Annotated in this window: 17 protein-coding genes; 9 read left to right on the top strand and 8 right to left on the bottom strand. The window is 62.3% G+C overall.

Annotated features, from left to right (window positions below; all coding sequences use genetic code 11):
- Window positions 1-2: 2 nt before the first annotated feature.
- Entirely contained in the window at window positions 3-206 is a 204-nt protein-coding gene (locus F3J19_RS21600) for a cold-shock protein (protein ID WP_007180251.1), read from the top strand.
- A 125-nt stretch (window positions 207-331) separates the two neighbouring features.
- Here the strand turns inward: F3J19_RS21600 and F3J19_RS21595 are convergent, their stop codons facing one another.
- A complete protein-coding gene (locus tag F3J19_RS21595) occupies window positions 332-1,582 on the bottom strand; it encodes an Hsp70 family protein (RefSeq protein ID WP_167045700.1) in 1,251 nt (416 codons plus the stop codon).
- Window positions 1,583-1,801: 219 nt separating this feature from the next.
- Between F3J19_RS21595 and F3J19_RS21590 the strand changes: the two genes are divergently transcribed.
- The 4 genes from F3J19_RS21590 to F3J19_RS21575 all read left to right on the top strand — a co-directional run bounded on the left by F3J19_RS21590 (window position 1,802) and on the right by F3J19_RS21575 (window position 5,089).
- Window positions 1,802-3,286, top strand: a complete 1,485-nt coding sequence (locus tag F3J19_RS21590) for an MFS transporter (RefSeq protein ID WP_167045697.1) — start codon at window positions 1,802-1,804, stop codon at window positions 3,284-3,286.
- Between the two features lie 386 nt (window positions 3,287-3,672).
- Entirely contained in the window at window positions 3,673-4,146 is a 474-nt protein-coding gene (locus F3J19_RS21585; protein WP_167045696.1) for a type VI secretion system tube protein Hcp, read from the top strand.
- A complete protein-coding gene (locus F3J19_RS21580; protein ID WP_167045691.1) occupies window positions 4,143-4,535 on the top strand; it encodes a DUF3592 domain-containing protein in 393 nt (130 codons plus the stop codon). Before F3J19_RS21585 ends, F3J19_RS21580 begins: the two co-directional genes overlap by 4 nt.
- The gene (locus F3J19_RS21575) at window positions 4,532-5,089 is read left to right on the top strand and encodes a hypothetical protein (RefSeq protein WP_167045688.1); all 558 of its coding nucleotides are present in this window, start codon (window positions 4,532-4,534) and stop codon (window positions 5,087-5,089) included. Before F3J19_RS21580 ends, F3J19_RS21575 begins: the two co-directional genes overlap by 4 nt.
- Window positions 5,090-5,217: 128 nt before the next feature.
- Here the strand turns inward: F3J19_RS21575 and F3J19_RS21570 are convergent, their stop codons facing one another.
- Both F3J19_RS21570 and F3J19_RS21565 read right to left on the bottom strand, forming a co-directional pair.
- A complete protein-coding gene (locus F3J19_RS21570; RefSeq protein WP_205193110.1) occupies window positions 5,218-5,811 on the bottom strand; it encodes a nitroreductase family protein in 594 nt (197 codons plus the stop codon).
- A gap of 189 nt (window positions 5,812-6,000) precedes the next feature.
- Complete coding sequence (locus F3J19_RS21565; protein ID WP_167045683.1) at window positions 6,001-7,284, bottom strand: MFS transporter; 1,284 nt, start codon at window positions 7,282-7,284, stop codon at window positions 6,001-6,003.
- Between the two features lie 153 nt (window positions 7,285-7,437).
- Between F3J19_RS21565 and F3J19_RS21560 the strand changes: the two genes are divergently transcribed.
- Together F3J19_RS21560 and F3J19_RS21555 are read left to right on the top strand one after the other, a co-directional pair.
- On the top strand, window positions 7,438-8,079 hold the full coding sequence (locus tag F3J19_RS21560) for a TetR/AcrR family transcriptional regulator (RefSeq protein WP_167045680.1): 642 nt from the start codon (window positions 7,438-7,440) through the stop codon (window positions 8,077-8,079).
- 54 nt (window positions 8,080-8,133) lie between these two features.
- Window positions 8,134-8,688 carry a DUF1415 domain-containing protein gene (locus F3J19_RS21555; protein WP_167045677.1) on the top strand — a complete coding sequence of 185 codons (555 nt, stop codon included), beginning with the start codon at window positions 8,134-8,136 and terminating at the stop codon, window positions 8,686-8,688.
- A 104-nt stretch (window positions 8,689-8,792) separates the two neighbouring features.
- Here the strand turns inward: F3J19_RS21555 and F3J19_RS21550 are convergent, their stop codons facing one another.
- Window positions 8,793-9,635 (bottom strand): SAM-dependent methyltransferase, encoded by an 843-nt coding sequence (locus F3J19_RS21550; RefSeq protein WP_167045674.1) that lies wholly within the window; start codon window positions 9,633-9,635, stop codon window positions 8,793-8,795.
- Window positions 9,636-10,020: 385 nt separating this feature from the next.
- Here F3J19_RS21550 and F3J19_RS21545 point away from each other — a divergent pair, with 385 nt between their 5' ends.
- Entirely contained in the window at window positions 10,021-10,341 is a 321-nt protein-coding gene (locus F3J19_RS21545) for a DNA-binding protein (RefSeq protein WP_167045671.1), read from the top strand.
- Between the two features lie 154 nt (window positions 10,342-10,495).
- Here the strand turns inward: F3J19_RS21545 and F3J19_RS21540 are convergent, their stop codons facing one another.
- On the bottom strand, window positions 10,496-10,705 hold the full coding sequence (locus F3J19_RS21540) for a DUF1059 domain-containing protein (protein WP_167045668.1): 210 nt from the start codon (window positions 10,703-10,705) through the stop codon (window positions 10,496-10,498).
- Window positions 10,706-11,135: 430 nt separating this feature from the next.
- On the opposite strand from F3J19_RS21540, the gene F3J19_RS21535 reads away from it, so the two are divergent.
- Entirely contained in the window at window positions 11,136-12,407 is a 1,272-nt protein-coding gene (locus F3J19_RS21535) for a TIGR03862 family flavoprotein (RefSeq protein WP_167045665.1), read from the top strand.
- Window positions 12,408-12,497: 90 nt separating this feature from the next.
- Here the strand turns inward: F3J19_RS21535 and F3J19_RS21530 are convergent, their stop codons facing one another.
- From F3J19_RS21530 to F3J19_RS21520, 3 genes are all read right to left on the bottom strand, one after another.
- The gene (locus F3J19_RS21530) at window positions 12,498-13,631 is read right to left on the bottom strand and encodes a class I SAM-dependent methyltransferase (RefSeq protein WP_167045662.1); all 1,134 of its coding nucleotides are present in this window, start codon (window positions 13,629-13,631) and stop codon (window positions 12,498-12,500) included.
- A gap of 434 nt (window positions 13,632-14,065) precedes the next feature.
- Window positions 14,066-16,228, bottom strand: coding sequence for a glycoside hydrolase family 28 protein (locus F3J19_RS21525; RefSeq protein ID WP_167045659.1), 2,163 nt, complete (start codon window positions 16,226-16,228; stop codon window positions 14,066-14,068).
- Between the two features lie 451 nt (window positions 16,229-16,679).
- Window positions 16,680-17,312, bottom strand: a complete 633-nt coding sequence (locus F3J19_RS21520) for an ABATE domain-containing protein (protein WP_167045656.1) — start codon at window positions 17,310-17,312, stop codon at window positions 16,680-16,682.
- Window positions 17,313-17,333: the final 21 nt, after the last annotated feature.

Here is a 17,333-nt window from a genome sequence, read left to right as displayed (position 1 = left end):
ATATGGAAACCGGTACCGTCAAGTGGTTCAATGACGCAAAGGGCTTTGGCTTCATCACGCCGGACGGCGGCGGCGAAGATCTGTTCGCGCATTTCTCGGAAATCCGCACGGAAGGCTTCAAGACGCTGCAAGAAAACCAGAAGGTGACGTTTGAAGTGAAGACGGGCCCGAAGGGCAAGCAAGCGGCTAACATCAAGCCGGTGTAAGCTCCGCGCTTCATTCTGGACGCACCCCAAACCCCGCTTCGGCGGGGTTTTTTATTATCCGTCACAAATTGAATGCGCGGATTAACTTCGCAATCCGCTACGGTTTATTTGACGATTATTCGAGATTATCCAAACACGCGCCGGGCATGAATGCCGAGGCCGGTCGCCACACTCGCGAGCCGGTCGCCGAACACCGCTTTCGCATCCGGAAATGCCGCGGCCAGCGCGCCCGACAAAAACGCGAGGCCCGTCGAGCCGCCCGTGAAGTAGACCGCGTCGACATCGCGCGCCGCGACGCCGGCCGCCTGGACCGTATCGCGCGCCGCCTGCACGATGCGCCGCGTTTCGTCATCGCCGGCCTTGATGAGCTGCGCTTCGTCGAACGCGAGGCGCAGGTCGTCTTCCACTTCCTCGAGATCGATCACGGTCTCGCCGCCCGCCGCGACGCCGATTTTCGCCTCCTCCGCATGCGCGGCGAGCGCATGGCCAAAGCGCTGCTCGACGACGCGCATCAGCCGGTCGTGATGCCTTGCGTCGCTGAAAAGATGCCGCATCAGCGCCAGCTCGCTGACGCGCTTCGGTGTGTACACGGTGTTGATCAGATGCCAGGTCGCGAGATCGAAATAGATCCGGTTCGGAATTTCGCGGCCTTCCGGATCGAGCGACTGATAGCCGAGTTCGCGCAGGATCGTCGAGAGTTCGACGCGGCGGTCGAAGTCCGTGCCCGCGACGTGCACGCCGTGATGAGCCAGCACGTCGTCCTTGCGCTCGACGCGCTTCATCCGCTGCGGCCCGACGCGCACGAGCGAAAAGTCCGACGTACCGCCGCCGATGTCGGCCACGAGCACGAGCCCCTCTTCCGTCAGATGCGATTCGTAGTCGAACGCGGCGGCGATCGGCTCATACTGGAAATGAATCTCGCGCAAACCGACCGTGCGAGCTGCGGCTTCGAGCTGCTGCTGTGCCATCTGGTCGGCGCGCGGGTCGTCGTCGACGAAAAACACCGGACGGCCCAGCACCGCGCGGTCGATCGCCTCGCCGGCGCTCGTTTCGGCCGAGCGCTTCAGGTGATTCAGGAAAATCGCGATCACGTCCGTATATTTGATCGCGGAGCCGTCGCCGAGATCGGTCGAATTCTCGGCGAGCGGCGAGCCGAGAATGCTTTTCATCGAGCGCATCAGACGGCCATCGAAACCGTCGATGTAGGCCGCGAGCGCCGCGCGCCCGAATTCGCTGGTGTTTTCGTCGGTATTGAAAAAGACCGAGGTCGGCAGCGTTGTGTAGGCGCCCTCGACCGGCGCGAGCCTTAGCTGCACACCATCGGAAATCGCGACGGCCGAGTTGGAAGTACCGAAGTCAATCGCGCAATAGTTCATGGCAGGAATCGCCGCTCACGGCTGGCGCGGACAGAAAGGGGAGCGGCTTTGTATCACGAAAACTCGGCCAGTATCAACTGAGGTATCCGCGGTGGTCGGGACATCGCAAAACGCGAGCCGAACCAGAGCGAACGAAAGCGGGCAAAAACACACGGAACAGATATTGCTTCTTCGGGCAGGATACACCACCAGAATTCGCCATCACGGAGACTTCGAGCAATGAGCGCGCCGCCCACCGCCGCCATCGACGAGAAAAACGCCACGCTCATCGAGACCGATCTGCCCTCGCGGCTCGACCGCCTGCCGTGGGGCCGCTTTCATACGCTGATCGTAGCGGCGCTCGGCGTGACGTGGCTGCTCGACGGCCTCGAAGTGACGCTGGCCGGCGCGGTCGCGAGCGCGCTGAAAACGAGCCCGGCGCTGCGCTTCTCGAATGCCGACGTCGGCCTCGCCGGCAGCGCGTACATTGCCGGCGCGGTGCTCGGCGCGCTCGGCTTCGGCTGGCTGACCGACCGGCTCGGCCGCCGCAAGCTCTTTTTCATCACGCTCACGCTGTATCTGGCCGCGACCGCGGCCACCGCGCTGTCGTGGAATCTCGCGAGCTTCATGCTGTTTCGCTTCCTGACCGGTGCGGGCATCGGCGGCGAATACACGGCGATCAATTCGACGATCCAGGAATTCACGCCGGCGCGCGTGCGCGGCTGGACCGACCTCGGCATCAACGGCACGTTCTGGGTCGGCGCCGGACTCGGCGCGGCGGGCTCGCTGGTGCTGCTCGACCCGCACCTACTGCCGGCCGATTGGGGCTGGCGCGCCTGCTTCTTCATCGGCGCGGTGCTCGCGCTCGCGATCCTGCCGATGCGCGTCTGGGTGCCCGAAAGTCCGCGCTGGCTACTCACGCACGGCGGCGAACGCGATGCGCGGGAGATCGTCGCCGGCATCGAGACGCGCTTTCGCAACGAAGGCCACACGCTCGCCGACGACAGCCTCACGCGGCTGCGGCTGCGCGCTCGCGACCATACGCCATTGCGCGAGGTGTTCCATACGCTCTTTAACGTGCATCGACGTCGTGCGCTGGTCGGCCTCACGCTGATGACCGCGCAGGCGTTCTTCTACAACGCGATTTTTTTCACCTACGCGCTCGTGCTGACCGATTTCTATGGCGTGCCGGGCGGCCATATCGGCTGGTATCTGCTGCCGTTCGCGCTCGGCAATTTCCTCGGACCGATCGTGCTCGGCCGGCTCTTCGACGTGATCGGCCGGCGCAAGATGATCGCGACGACCTATGCGCTGTCGGCGATCCTGTTGACGCTCTCCGGTTACCTGTTCGAGCGGCAACTGCTCACCGTCGTCACGCAGACGGTCGCGTGGATGGTGATTTTCTTCTTCGCGTCGGCGGCCGCGAGTTCGGCGTATCTGACGGTGAGCGAATCGTTTCCGCTCGAAATCCGCGCGCTCGCGATCGCGGTGTTCTATGCGTTCGGCACGGCGCTCGGCGGCATTGTCGGGCCAGCGTTTTTCGGCCGGCTGATCGATACGCACCAGCGCGGCGAAGTGTTTTTCGGCTATCTGGTCGGCTCGGCGCTGATGCTGGCGGCGGCGATCGTCGCGGCGATCTGGGGAGTGGATGCGGAGCGTAAATCGCTCGAACAGGTGGCGGCGCCGCTGTCGAGTGTGGGGGACGATGGGGATCGGCATGGGTAGTCAACGGGACTCTCGACGACCCGGCTCTTTCGCTCATGCCCGATATGTTCGCCACTCATGTTCACGACTCCGCGTCTACGCGCTGTAACGTCACGCGAGTTTTGACACTGTTTCACGAATAAGCAGGTGCCAGCGCCGAGTCATCTTGCGCGCCATGAGCGGCGCAGTGACATTGTGATCCCCGTCCACACAAGGCTTTTCAGCCACGAGGGTTGTGAACGACCACGCAAACAACGCATTCCTATGCGCTCACCACTCTATCCCGAAAAAAATATTCAAATCGCCCTTGGTAGCATGGTTCGGCACTTTTTTTGAGCTATAGACCTTTTCGGTCCGTATTGGGTGAAAGAGAAGATAAATTGAACAACGCGTACGGAGATTTTTGCATGGCCGATATTTTTTTAAAGATTGGCGGCATGGCAGGCGAATCGCAGGATGTCATTCATAAAGGTGAAATCGAACTCATTAGCTGGCACTGGAAGATGGCCCAGTCATCTTCGATGGTCTCCGGCTCAGGTGGTGGCATGGGCAAAGCTACGATCAATGATCTGCAATTCGTTCACCAAATCGATCGCGCCAGCCCCAATCTGATGCGTGATTGTCTCACCGGCCGTCGTATCCCCGAAGCTACTCTGTCGGTACGAAAATCCGGAGGACAGCCGCTCGACTTTCTGACAATCACAATGGGGGATGTTCTTATTACAGCTGTTGAGCCGATTGTTTTCGATTACAACTACCACGAAAGTGTCACCCTTTCCTTCGCTCGCGTAAAGCAGGAATATAAGATCCAGTCTCAGTCGGGCGGCAGTGCTGGTACCGTTACCGCCAGCTTTGATATCAGAGAGAATCGTGAACAATGAAAAGGTCTTATAACTACGTCGCACTGGCAATTGGCGGCGTCTTGTTGATTATGGCGGCGCTTGTTGGTTTAAACACGATGGTTTTTTACCGAACCTCTGCTGTTGGTATAGCCAGAGTAGCCCGTCTGAATGCGGGTAACCATCACCCTCAAATAGAATTCGATGCCACCAATGGACAGCATTACCGCTTGCCTGCCAGTTCATGGCAGGCAGTAGAAATTGGCCAGAAATTAAGGATTCGCTATTGCGCTGATGCTCCCCGGGCATCTGTGGTAATCGACAGCATCATCGATATCTGGATATGGTTTTTCTTCTTGCTCTTTCTCGCGGCCATGTTTTTGATTGGTGGAGTAAGAGACTTGAGATTTGAGCGAGTAAGTATCAGATGAAGATATTGAGAAAAAGTGGTTGGACATTTGATACGAGTGCCGGCGGTGGGGCTGGCTACGGTATGTTTTCCACCGAAGGTGGAATATTTGTTCTCGATGATCTCGAAGGGAATAGACATCGATATTTTTTTAGTGCGTTCGGCCCCTCGCTTTCATGGGCGCTAACGTCACTTCTGCGTATTCCGAAACTGGCGCTCCCCAAGATTATTGTCAAAGGAGATGAATTGAGTGGATCGGCGGCTACGTCCAATTTCAAAAGCTATGGAAAACTTTTTCTAACCGAAAGCTTCAAAGGGGTGGATTTGAAGGACCCGCGGAGCCTCGAGGGTGGAACGGTATATCTGGAAGGGGCAGGAGGATATCTGCTGGGCGGCAACGGATCGTTAATGATGCAAGGGATCAGCCGAGCCTTGCTTTTGATGGGAGTCGCCAAACCAGATTTGATCGGCATGGCGATTCGAAGCGCTCCAGCAGCTTTGACAATGGCAGGCGTCAACGAAGGCCTACAGAATATGGCTGCCCTGGCATTCATGCTAGGGCAAATTACCTATTAGGGCCTTTACTCCGACGACTCCGACTGACATCGCTCCTGTACGCCCCGCATAACCCCACGAAAAAAAACGCGCGAACAATGCCGCGCGTTTTTTATAGCCACTCACGGCAAGTGCCGAGAATCAGCCTCTCAAAAAACCTTCTTCCACCCACCGCCATACGCGATGTCCGCGAACGGCGCACGCTGGCGCGCCGCCTTCTCGCGTTCGCGCAGCACCGGGTCCAGTTTCTCGACGTCACCATAATGGCCCAGCGAAATGACCGCGATCGGCTCGACGTCGCTCGGCAACTCGAAGGCCGTGCGGAATGCGTTCACGTCGAAACCGCTCATCTGATGCGCGGCCAGCCCCAGCGCATGAGCCTGCAACACCAGCGACATGGCCGCCGCGCCCGCATCGTATTGCGCGCAGCGATTCACCTCACCCTTGTTGGTGAGCGTGTGCGTGGTCACCACGATCAGCACCGGCACAGGCGCATTCCAGCCCTGGTTGAACGGTACCAGCGTGGCAAAAGCCTTCTTGAATGCAACTTCGTCGACGCTGCGATCGAAGACGAGAAAACGCCAAGGCTGCGCGTTGTACGAAGACGGCGCCCAGCGCGCCGCTTCGAGCACGGCGCGCAGCTGCTCGCGGCTCACCGGCTCGCTCGAATACGCGCGCGGGCTCCAGCGGCCTGCAATCAGCTCGTGAATGGCAACTTCAGTAGAGGCGGGTTTGTTGGTCATGCGCTTCTCTCGGTGGAAATCCATGATCGCCGGGCGGCTGCCCGGGGCCACATAGGATAACGGGCTTTCGGCACACGCTCCACCGGGCGGGACGGTCGTATGCGCGCTAGCCGCAAAAAGCGGACGGCCCCGTTGCGGGGCCATCCGCTGCTGCGTGTTTTACGACGCCATCACACTGGGCAAACAGCGTTAGACCGCCTGCGGCGTCGGCACCTTGGCCGGCCGGTTGATACGCAGCACGATCACCGCGGCGACGAGGCACAAGCCGCCCGAGATCATCGACGCCACAGTGTAGGTGCCGAGGCTCGCGCGCAGCATGCCTGCGCCGAGCGCCGCAAACGCAGCACCGAGCTGGTGGCCCGCCACCACCCAGCCAAACACGATCGGCGCCGATTCCTTGCCGTAGACGTCGGTGGCAAGACGCACGGTAGGCGGCACCGTGGCAATCCAGTCGAGGCCGTAGAACACCGCGAACAGCGGCAAACCGAAAAAGTCGATACCGAACGCGTGCGGCAGATACATCAGCGACAAACCGCGCAGGCCGTAGTACCAGAACAGCAGCACGCGGCTATTGAAACGGTCCGACAGCCAGCCCGACAGCGTCGTGCCGAACAGATCGAACACGCCCATCGCAGCGAGCAGCGACGCGCCCTGCACCTCGGTCATGCCGTAGTCTCCGCACATCGCGATCAGATGGGTGCCGACATAGCCATTGGTGCTCGCGCCGCAAATAAAAAAGCTGAAGAACAGCAGCCAGAAATCGCGCGTCCGGCTCGCCGACGCGAGCGTGCCGAATGCGATCGCCAGCGGATTCTGCTTCGTGACGGTCTTGGCGAGCGGCGCATCGTGCGGCTCGCCGTACGGGCGCAGTTTCATGTCTTCCGGATGCTCGGGCAGCAGGAACGCGACGAGCGGAATCACGATGCCGGCCGCGAGCGCCACGACCCACACGACCTGGCGCCAGCCGTAGTGCTCGGCGATCGCCGCGAGCATCGGCAGGAACACGAGCTGGCCCGTGGCCGAACTGGCCGTCAGGATACCCATCACGAGACCGCGGCGCGTCGTGAACCAGCGCGTCACGACGGTCGCCGACAACGATAGCGCCGCCACGCCGGTCGAGCCACCGACCATCACGCCCCAGATCAGCACCATCTGCCACGGGTGCGCCATCAGCGACGACAGCGCCACGCCCGCCGCCATCGTGGCGAGCGCGGTCAGCAGCGTGGGACGCACGCCGAAGCGCTGCATCGCGGCCGCCGCGAACGGCCCCATCAGGCCGTACAGCGCAATGTTCACGGAGATCGCCAGCGAAATCGTCGCGCGGCTCCAGCCGAATTGGTGTTCGAGCGGCACCATCATCACGCTCGGCGTGGCGCGCGTGCCCGCCGCGGCGAGCAGCACCAGAAACACCACGGCGACGGTCAGCCACCCGTAGTGGAAACGCCCGCCTATCAGTCTCGCAGCCCAGTTCATCGGTTCTCCAGTCGACGCGCGCCGTGCAGCAGCGCCGCGCGTATCGTTACGGCTTCGGCAAAGGAACTTGTGACAGAGCGGTCACAATAGTGTTGCGATCTTAGTTACCGATCGGTAACATGTCAAGGCGTCAATTTCAGCAGGTATCCATCCATGTCCGATAGCGAAACTCCCAAGCCTTCTCCGGCACGGCGCGCGCGCGGCGTGCCGACGGCCGGGCCGCAGGCGCAGCGCAATCTGTTGCGCGCCGCGAGCGAACTGTTCTATCGCGAAGGCGTACGCACGGTCGGCGTCGATGCGGTGGTCGAGCATGCCGGCGTGAACAAGATGAGTCTGTACCGGCAGTTTTCGTCGAAAGACGAGCTCGTGATGGCGTATCTCGAACAGAAGGACGAGCAGTTCTTCGGCTACGTGGAAAAAAGCTTCGCCAAACATCCGGGCGAACCGGCAAAGCAGCTTCAGCAGTATTTCGACGATCTCTCGGTGCGCGCATCCATCGAGAACTATCGCGGCTGTCCGTTCGTGAACGTCTCGGTGGAATTCGCGGATACCGGGCATCCTGCGCGGCAGTTCGTGTTCCGCAACAAGGAGCGTCTGATGGCGCGTCTGCTCGACCTGTCGACGGCGGCCGGCGCGGACGATCCGGCCGCGCTCGCGAATGCGCTCGGCTTGCTGATCGAGGGCGTGTATGCGGCGAGTCAGACGTACGGGCCAGGATGCGGGCCGATTCTGGCCGCGCCGAAGGTTGCCGCGCAGTTGATCGCCGCGGCGTGCGGTGGGCCGCAAGCGCGTTGAGTTGGCGCCGATCCCCGCCGCTAAAATGGCGCTTTTACCCGCCTCGCTCATCCCATGCCGTTGCCCGCCGAATCTCACGACACCGTTATCGCCGCGACCCGCCACTGGCTGACCGAGGCCGTGATCGGACTCAACCTGTGTCCGTTCGCCAAGGCCGTGCATGTGAAAGGACAGATTCGCTACGCGGTCAGCGACGCCGAAGACATGGAAGCGGTGCTGGCCGATCTCGAAGCCGAGCTTCAGGCACTCGTCGATGCCGATCCGAATGCCGTCGACACCACGCTGCTGATCCTGCCGCGCGCACTCGGCGATTTCCTCGACTTCAACGATGGCCTCTACTTCGCGGACCGGCTCATCAAACAGTTGCGGCTCGAAGGGATCATCCAGATCGCGAGCTTTCATCCGCATTACCAGTTCGAAGACAGCGAGCCCGACGACATCGAGAATTACACGAACCGGGCGCCCTATCCGATCCTGCATCTGCTGCGCGAAGACAGCATCGATCGGGCCGTGGCAGCGTTCCCCGAGGCGGAAGAGATCTACGAGCGCAATCAGGACACGCTGCGGCGCATCGGTCTCTCGGGCTGGAATGCGTTGATGAAACGGTGAAGCGGTAAAGCGGTAAAGCGCGCCACGCTAACGGCTATTCACGCCGCGCGCCAAACCGCCTGCCCACCAAACCGACGAACTCAAAGAGACGTCAAGCAAAGACTTCAAGCCGGCAGAAAGAACCGCTCTTTCAACGCCTCGAGCCCGAGCGTGTCCATCACCTCGGTCAGCCGTTCGGCCGGCCGGCGCCGCGGCAGATCCTTGTAGTGCGCGACGATCAGCTCGTTTTTCATCGAGTGTTCCCAGCCGACCAGCTCGGTCACGCTGACCTGATACCCGTGCGCCTCGAGTTGCAGACAGCGCAGCACATTGGTGATCTGGCTGCCGAATTCGCGCGTATGCAGCGGATGCCGCCAGATTTCCGTCAACGCGTTCTTCAGCGACCGTCCCTTGTTCTGCCGCAACACGCCGGCCACTTCAGCCTGACAACACGGCACGACGACGATGTACTTCGCGTGCTTTTCGAGCGCGAAGCGGATCGCATCATCGGTCGCGGTATTGCACGCATGCAGCGCCGTCACGATGTCGACCTGCGCGGGCAGACGCGTCGACGTGATCGACTCCGCCACCGACAGATTCAGGAACGACATCCCCTTGAAGCCGAGCCGCGCGGCCAACTCTTCGGACTTCGTAACGAGTTCTTCGCGCGTTTCGATGCCGTAAATGTGCGAAGCCCCACCTGCGGTGTCCTGAAACTCCTTGAAAAAAAGGTCGTACAGAATAAAACCGAGGTAGGACTTGCCCGCGCCGTGATCGACGAGGGTCAGGCCGTCTTGTGCGCTCTTGAGGTCTTTGAGCAGCGGCTCGATGAACTGAAACAGGTGGTAGACCTGCTTCAGCTTGCGGCGGCTGTCCTGATTCATCTTGCCGTCGCGCGTGAGGATATGGAGTTCCTTCAGGAGCTCGACGGACTGGTTAGGACGGATTTCGTGAGATTTACCTGACATCGTGTAAGCCGGCATCAATTACAACGCGAACGTGCGACAGATGACGGAAAAAGAGAAAAGTTGCTGCCAGTTTACCCAAAGTGCGACGCTCCCCGCGAGGAAGCCGTACGAATCATGCAAGGCATGCCATCAACCTGGAACACTTCCTGCTCGGAAAGCGACGCGCGGAGGCGTCGCGGGAATGGCCTGAAGACAGCTTATGCGCCGGCCGGGCTCCCGGGTCCAAGCCGTGTCGCCAGAAACAGGACGCTGCAGGCGCAACGCCGGACACGCGAACCGAAAGCATGTGGGGAGGACGGTCCCGGAACACGGACCGAACGTTACGTAACCAGCGGCACGCCCGGATCGCAACCGGACGTGTGCTCGGACGATAGATGAGGCAGCAATGGATACGGTACCCAACGGCAACGTTGAACAGAAGTTTCAGGAAATGCTGGCAAAGCTCACCACGACGCCAGCCTGGTCGGAGAAACAGCAGCTCGAACTGGAGATGGCGCGAGACATCTCCACCGAAATGCTGCGGCTCGCGGAAATCATGCGCGACGGCAGCGTCGATCTCGAAACGTGCCTCACGATGCTCAAGTACGCGAAAGTACTCGACTTCGTGATGACTACGCTGGCGTCGCGGCGCGACATCAAGCCGCAAACGCTGCGCGTCATCTTCAAGCTCGCCGGGCTGAAAGTGGACGAAGCCTACCCCGGCTAGCAGTTCGGGAGCGCGGCGCGAATCGCCGGATGCCTGGCATTGCGTAATGAACTCCCATTCACGACGATCCGCCATGACAATGCGCGAGCGGCTGGACGCCGCTCGCGATGCAAGGCCTCTGCTCTTTTGAGTCGCTCGCGACGCGGCCTTCCATTCACGCCTGCGGCGCTTCGAGCGGCGGCGTTCCCTCATGAAATAGCGTTTTGAGCTGCGTGCGCAGTTCCGGCGAATCCGCATGTTTGTGAACCGAGACCGCGTGCTGGACGGCAGCTTCGAGCAATTCGCTCTCGCTGTCGGCGGACAACGCAACGGTGCAATGCATTTCGCTCGGAAACTCGCGACAGTCGATGTATTGGCGGCTCATGGCAATCTCCTTGATAGAGACGATCGGCCCTTCCATCGATTGAACGCGCGAAGCGCGTCGGCTGCCATCTGACGCGATGACGCTGCCGCGCATGGCAACGGCGGGCGACACGGCGCAGCAAAGCGAGGGGATCAACGCGGTGATCGGCGGGGGAATGACGCGAACGGCGTCCGATGGAAGGTGTTTGAAAAGTATAGGTCGCGAGGGTCGGCAGCGATGCGGCGAACGCCATGCACAGCAACGCCGGGGGCGACGGAATCCAGTATTTTCCGGCCCATCCGCACCGCGCCGAACGTCGTGTCTGTGCCGGTATCGGTACCCGGCCGCGTTTGCTCCCTGCTGCGTGCGATGTGACAATGACGCCCTTCGCGCTGCGGTCCGCTCGTTCCGCGAACCCGGCGCTGCCAGCCCCGCTTATCCGCAGAACCGCATGCCATCCTCGCTCGATTCCCCCTGCGTCGCCGTGATCGGCGGCGGCCCCGCCGGCCTGATGGCCGCCGAGACGCTTGCCCGGCGCGGCGTGCAAGTCCACGTGTATGACGCGATGCCGTCGGTCGGCCGCAAGTTTCTGATGGCGGGCAAAGGCGGCATGAACATCACGCATTCGGAACCGCTCGAACCGTTTCTTGGACGCTACGGCGCACGCCGCGCGCAGATCGAGCCGCTCCTCGACGCGTTCGGCCCCGATGCGCTGCGCGCGTGGCTGCACGACCTGGGCGTCGAGACGTTCGTCGGCAGTTCGGGGCGAGTCTTCCCGTCCGACATGAAGGCCGCGCCGATGCTGCGCGCGTGGCTGCATCGGCTACGCGAAGCGGGTGTGCAGTTTCATATGCGTCATCAATGGAGCGGTTGGGCCGCGACTCCCGGCGACGCCGCGGCTCACACGCTTCGGTTCGACACACTGGGCGGCGAACAGACCGTCAGCTGCGACGCCGTGGTGTTCGCGCTCGGTGGCGCGAGCTGGCCGCGCCTCGGCTCCGACGCCGCATGGGTGCCGCTGATGGCCACGCGCGACATACCGGTGACGCCGCTGCGCCCCGCGAACTGCGGCTTCGACGCGGACTGGAGCCCTTATCTGCGCGAGCGTTTCGCGGGTCAGCCGCTCAAGCCCATCGCGATCACACTCACCGATTTAGACAAAAAAGTCCACAATCGACAAGGTGAAGCACTTCTGACTGAAACGGGCCTCGAAGGGAGCCTGATTTACGCGTTGTCGGCGCCGATCCGCGAGCGGATTCTGGCCGACGGCGACGTCACGATTTCACTGGATCTCGCGCCAGGCTTGCCTCTCGAGCGAGTCGTCGCGGAAGTGACGCGACCGCGCGGCTCGCGTTCGATTGCGAGCCATCTGCATGGCCGGATCGGGATTGGCGGGGTCAAACTGGCGCTGCTGCACGAAATTCTGCCAAAGGAAGCCTTCACCGACGCCACCGCTCTCGCGCAGGCGATCAAGGCGCTGCCGGTACGGCTCGTACGGACGCGGCCGATCGAGGAAGCGATCAGCACCGCCGGCGGCATTCCGTTCGAAGCGCTCGACGGCAATCTGATGATCGGGCAGATGCCCGGCGCGTTCTGCGCCGGCGAAATGCTCGACTGGGAAGCGCCGACCGGCGGATATCTGCTGACGGCGTGCTTCGCGAGCGGGCTCGTGGCGGGTCGGGGCGCGTGCGCGTACCTGGAAGCGCGCGCGGCTTCGGTGTGAGGCGCGGATTGTGATTGGGGTGCGGACCGGGGCGCAAATCAAGTGGCAAATCGAGTGGCAAGGATACAGCGCCCCTCACGCCGTTTTCCTTCACCGCACCTTAAGCCGCCACAACGAAGTCACCTCGGCCGCCCGTGCCGCATGGAGCGGATCGTTCCTGTCGCTCGCCTTCGGATGCCGCGGACGAATATCCTCGCGCCCCGCGACGCTGAGCCCCGCGTTGTCGATGGCGGCCAACAGCCATTCGCGCGAGCGCAGACCGAGATACTCGGCGAAATCGGAAATGATCAGCCAGCCTTCGCCGCCCGGCGACAGATGATCCGCGAGACCGTTGAGGAAACCGAGCAGCATGCGGCTGTCCGGATCGTAGACCGCGTATTCGAGCGGCGATGCGGGCCGCGCCGGCACCCACGGCGGATTGCAGACGACGAGCGGTACCTGCCCTTGCGGAAACAGATCCGTCTGCACGATCTCGACCTGCTGCGCGTAACCGAGACGCGCGAGGTTTTCGCTCGCGCACGCGAGCGCGCGCGGGTCCTGATCGGTCGCGACGATTTTCTGCACGCCGCGTTTGGCGAGCAGCGCGGCCAGCACGCCCGTGCCAGTGCCGATGTCGAAGGCTTTGTCGAGCGCGGGCAGCGGCGCGCGCGCGACGAGATCCACGTATTCGCCGCGCACCGGTGAAAACACGCCGTAGTGCGGATGGATGCGCTCGCCGAGCGCGGGAATCTCCACGCCCTTCTTGCGCCATTCGTGCGCGCCGATCAGACCGAGCAGTTCGCGCAGTGACACGACCGAGGCTTCATCAACGGCTGGCCCGTAGGCTTCCTCGCACGCCTGCCGCACGTCCGGCGCGCGGCGCAGCGAAATGCCGTAATCGGCGTCGAGCGGAATCAGGATCATGCCGAGCGTGCGTGCGCGTTGCGACTGTGCCTGCCGATGCAGATTGAACGCATCGAGCGGCGTCGCGCCCTGCTTGCGCGGCTTGCGTTCGAGCCGGCGCGTGACGGCTTGCAGCAATTGGCGCGCGTTCTGGAAGTCGCCGCGCCACAGCAGGGCCGTGCCTTCGCAAGCAAGCCGGTAGGCCGAGTCGGCGGTGGTGCGGTCATCGGCGACGACGACGCGCTTCGGCGGCGGCACGGCCGCCTCGGAACGCCAACGCGCGGTGCGCGGGCCGTCGGCTTCGGGCCAGGTGATGGTTGCGGGAGTTGCGGCGCTGGTCATGAGATCGGGTGGGGTCGATGGTGCGTCGCCGGAGCCGTTGCCCGCTGCTGCGAGCCGGAACGTCCGCGGGCCATACCGGGCGACGCCCGAATAGTACCGTACCGGTGGTGCGTGGACCGGTGGAGCGAGGTGTACGGGGCGTACCGGTGCAGAGGTTAAGGTGAGTTCCGTAGTGCGGTTAGCACGGAAAATAGACTAAAAAGTCCACAATCGACAAGGTGAAAGAGATATCTCTATTTCGAAGTGGCATGGAATGCTCTCCGCTCATGCGAAGTCACCATAAAATTCTCATTTATCACGATATTTCATTGCATATTTTCTCAGAAAAACAAAAAATTCCGTCAAAACATCGACGGCGTTCTTTTTTCTCATGGTTCGAGCCAGCCACGCGAAATCAGGCACCAGCGGGCCCCGCCCGCCGGTGCCGAGCCGCATCAACCGGTCAGCACCGAGTTGTAGGCCGTACCCGCGATCACCACGTTGTTCAGCGTGATGCCGTTCGTGTTGGCGACGAAAACCGGTCCCGGCACCGTCGACGATGCCGGTCCGACGCACACCGGCGTACCGAGGTTGCAGTTCGTGATCGTCACGCCTGTGATCGGCGTGACGGTCGGCACCGGCAGCGGACCGTTGTAGTCGGCGGCCACCGGACCCTGCGCGACGATCGCCTGGAAGCACGAATTCGCGCCGGCGGTGAAGCCCGACGTCATCGCGTACGTCACGCTGCCCGACACGTCGGTCGCGGTCACGTTCGAGATGTTGACGTTGTTGATCGTCGCCGGATTCCAGCGCACCGCATCGCCCGACGCGCTGTAGTCGCAGTCGAACGTGATGAGGCCGCCCTGCCCCGTCGACGGGTTCGCCGCGAAGCCGACCGTGCCCGTGCCCGGCACCGAACCCGGGAAAGCCGAGCCGAGCGCGCCGCCGCCGAACTTGCCCGCGAGGTTCACGCCGTTGGGCAGCGTCACGCCGTTGATCCACACGTTGTTGATGAAGCCGCCGCGGTTCATGTTGGTCTTGAAGCGCAGCGCGATGTTCAGCGGATTGCTGGCCCAGTTCTCGTTCTGCATCGTCAGATTGCGCGCGTAGACGTTTTCCACGCCCGCGCTCATTTCGCTGCCGATCGTGAGACCGCCGTGGCCGCTTTGCATCGTGCAGTTCTGGACCACGATGTTCTGCATCGGACCGTACTCGGTGTCGAGGCACTTGCCGGACTTGATCGCGATGCAGTCGTCGCCGGTATTGAACTGGACGTTCTGCACGAGCACGGTGTTGCACGCGTCCGGATCGAAGCCGTCGTTGTTCGGGCCGACGCTGTCGGCGAACACGCCGTCGATCACGACGTTCGAGCAGGCGGTCGGATGGTGCTGCCAGAACGGCGTGTTCTGCGTGTGGTAGTTCTGCAGCAGCACGTTGGTGCAGCCGATGAACTCGATCATGCACGGACGCAGATAGTGGCCGTTGCCGAACACGCGGTTCAGCACCGGCACGCCGAGCTCGGACAGCGCGGGCAGATAGTTCTGATCCTGATTCCAGCCGGTGCCGGTGAGCAGCGTCATCAGCGTCGTGGTGGTGCCGTCCTGGTTCGTGAACGACACGTTGGCCTTCGGATTCGTGATCTGCGACGAGGGCAGGCTCGTCAGCGCGACGTTGTTCGGATTCGCGTAGGCCTGCGTCGTCGTGGTCGAGCTGGTGCAGCCGTAGGTGCTGCTCGATCCCTTGAACGTCCACCAGCACGAGGTCGGCGGCTGGGTGCTGAGCTGGATCGGCGTCATGGCCTGGCCGTTGAGCACGCAGCTGTTGTCGTCGGCGGTCACGGCGATGTTCTTCTGCTGATACGCGTAGATCGGCGAGCCGAAGTTCAGGCAGTCGTTGGCCTGCCAGCGCGTCCAGTACAGATTGCCGTTTGCGGTCGGATACGGGCCGTTCTTCGCGTAATCGGCCGGGTTCGGGCTGAAATAGATCGTGCAGCCCGCGGTGAGGTGGAAATTCACGTTGCTCAGCAGCACGATCGGGCCGCCGCAATACCAGTTGCCGGCCGGCACGACCACGCGGCCGCCGCCGGCCTGGTTCGCGGCGCGGATCGCGGCGTTGAACGCGGAGCACGCATCGTAGGCCGAGTCTGTGTAGTCGCACGGCACCATGATGTTCGAGCCGGGGCTTTGCAGGTCGCTCGTCGGATGCGCGGTCTGCTCCGAGCCGCCGGTCACCCAGGGAATCGGGCCGCCCGGCCACGCGGTCGACAGGATCAGGGCCGCCGCGGGCAGCGGCTGCGCGCCGTAGCTCGTCACCTGAAAATCGGTCGACGCGAACATCGACGGTGTGATGTTGGCGAGCTTGTTGATGATCGCCGTGGCTTCGCCGCTCGGCCCCCAGATCGGATCGGCTGCCGCGGTCGGCGGCGGGGTGGTGGCGGGCGGCGTGGTGCTGCCGCCGTTGCTGGCGGAAGGCGAGTCGGAACTGCCGCAGCCGGGCAAGCCGGCAATCAGCCCGGCCCCGGCCGTGGCGCCGGCGAACGCGAGAAAGCTGCGGCGAGCCGGCGATTGCGGGCGCTCCTGCAGCGCGTCGTTGCATGATGCGTCTACTTTTTTTGTCATGAAGCTCTAGTCTCCTGTCACTTATATGGTGTGCCCGACGCGTGCCGCAGCGCCTGCGAACGCGAATATTTCAATCCTATCTTGTAAGACGACATACAAATAATCGAGGTTTACCTGAATAGGAAAGGCAGCGAATTTGCTTATTTCTGTCGGTAAATTTTTCGTTTTATGATGAAATTGGGCTATGTGCGTGAGTACACCACACATTATGATGTAAGACATACGATAACTATGAACAAAAGTTAGCGTGATGAGGGCGAGCTCCCGAGAAGCGCGGGACGCGCAACAAAAACCCCGTAAACCATTGGGTTCTACGGGGTTGCAGATACCGCCGAAATTCAGCGCGCGAGAAACGCGGCCGGTGGCACGAAGCGTCGAACGGCTCGACTCCGCTCAACTCAACGCATCGCGCGACATCACGGCCAACTTCAGCCAGCCCGCCGGCGCAGCTTCAATCGCCGCCTTCGCCGTCCGGCTTCCTGAACCGCTTCCGATGTGCGGCAACTTTCGCACGATTGCCGCAAACCGCCATGCTGCACCACCGCCGGGCATGTCCGCGTGTGTGATCGACAAACAGCAGTGTGCAACGAGGACCTTCGCACGCTTTCACCTGCGTGAAATCCTCGTTGCACACGAGCTGCGCCAATGCCTGCGCAATCGGCATCAACAAAGATTCGGGCGATTTCCAGCGGCGGCTCTCGCGAAATTCCAACGCGGCATCTACGCCGGGCACGACTTCGCCATATCGCTCGTCCCGCCCGAGAAGCTGATTCAAGGGCTCGAGCCCGACGAGATCGGCGGCAGCCAGCGGCCGCCCTTTGTTCTCGCTGACGAAGCGCCTGAACCACTCGCGTAACGCTCGCGCCTGCCCGGCGACCACATCGAATTCGTGCGATGCGAATTGCGCGCGCAATGCCGCCTGCGCCTCGGGCGGCATCATTCGCGCCTGCTCGAGCCAGGCCAGCAGCCCTTCGCCGTCGCTGATCCAGTCGACTTCCTCATCCCCAGGAGTCGCGACCGAGTTCAGGAAATCGAGGCCCGGCGCGTCGGCCACGAACATCGCAGGAATCTGACGGTAGTCCATCTCTCGCGTGAAGACAGGTAG

The organism is Burkholderia sp. Ax-1724, from assembly GCF_011752995.1.
GTDB lineage: Bacteria > Pseudomonadota > Gammaproteobacteria > Burkholderiales > Burkholderiaceae > Paraburkholderia.
The sequence above is the reverse complement of the archived record's forward strand: the minus strand, read 5'-3'. Positions and strand labels throughout refer to the sequence as shown.

What these genes read in the sequence shown, in the direction of transcription:
- F3J19_RS21600 (WP_007180251.1), top strand. Translation starts at nt 3, where the DNA reads ATGGAAACCGGTACCGTCAAGTGGTTCAATGACGCAAAGGGCTTTGGC.
- F3J19_RS21595 (WP_167045700.1), bottom strand. Translation starts at nt 1,582, where the DNA reads ATGAACTATTGCGCGATTGACTTCGGTACTTCCAACTCGGCCGTCGCG.
- F3J19_RS21590 (WP_167045697.1), top strand. Translation starts at nt 1,802, where the DNA reads ATGAGCGCGCCGCCCACCGCCGCCATCGACGAGAAAAACGCCACGCTC.
- F3J19_RS21585 (WP_167045696.1), top strand. Translation starts at nt 3,673, where the DNA reads ATGGCCGATATTTTTTTAAAGATTGGCGGCATGGCAGGCGAATCGCAG.
- F3J19_RS21580 (WP_167045691.1), top strand. Translation starts at nt 4,143, where the DNA reads ATGAAAAGGTCTTATAACTACGTCGCACTGGCAATTGGCGGCGTCTTG.
- F3J19_RS21575 (WP_167045688.1), top strand. Translation starts at nt 4,532, where the DNA reads ATGAAGATATTGAGAAAAAGTGGTTGGACATTTGATACGAGTGCCGGC.
- F3J19_RS21570 (WP_205193110.1), bottom strand. Translation starts at nt 5,811, where the DNA reads ATGACCAACAAACCCGCCTCTACTGAAGTTGCCATTCACGAGCTGATT.
- F3J19_RS21565 (WP_167045683.1), bottom strand. Translation starts at nt 7,284, where the DNA reads ATGAACTGGGCTGCGAGACTGATAGGCGGGCGTTTCCACTACGGGTGG.
- F3J19_RS21560 (WP_167045680.1), top strand. Translation starts at nt 7,438, where the DNA reads ATGTCCGATAGCGAAACTCCCAAGCCTTCTCCGGCACGGCGCGCGCGC.
- F3J19_RS21555 (WP_167045677.1), top strand. Translation starts at nt 8,134, where the DNA reads ATGCCGTTGCCCGCCGAATCTCACGACACCGTTATCGCCGCGACCCGC.
- F3J19_RS21550 (WP_167045674.1), bottom strand. Translation starts at nt 9,635, where the DNA reads ATGTCAGGTAAATCTCACGAAATCCGTCCTAACCAGTCCGTCGAGCTC.
- F3J19_RS21545 (WP_167045671.1), top strand. Translation starts at nt 10,021, where the DNA reads ATGGATACGGTACCCAACGGCAACGTTGAACAGAAGTTTCAGGAAATG.
- F3J19_RS21540 (WP_167045668.1), bottom strand. Translation starts at nt 10,705, where the DNA reads ATGAGCCGCCAATACATCGACTGTCGCGAGTTTCCGAGCGAAATGCAT.
- F3J19_RS21535 (WP_167045665.1), top strand. Translation starts at nt 11,136, where the DNA reads ATGCCATCCTCGCTCGATTCCCCCTGCGTCGCCGTGATCGGCGGCGGC.
- F3J19_RS21530 (WP_167045662.1), bottom strand. Translation starts at nt 13,631, where the DNA reads ATGACCAGCGCCGCAACTCCCGCAACCATCACCTGGCCCGAAGCCGAC.
- F3J19_RS21525 (WP_167045659.1), bottom strand. Translation starts at nt 16,228, where the DNA reads ATGACAAAAAAAGTAGACGCATCATGCAACGACGCGCTGCAGGAGCGC.
- F3J19_RS21520 (WP_167045656.1), bottom strand. Translation starts at nt 17,312, where the DNA reads ATGGACTACCGTCAGATTCCTGCGATGTTCGTGGCCGACGCGCCGGGC.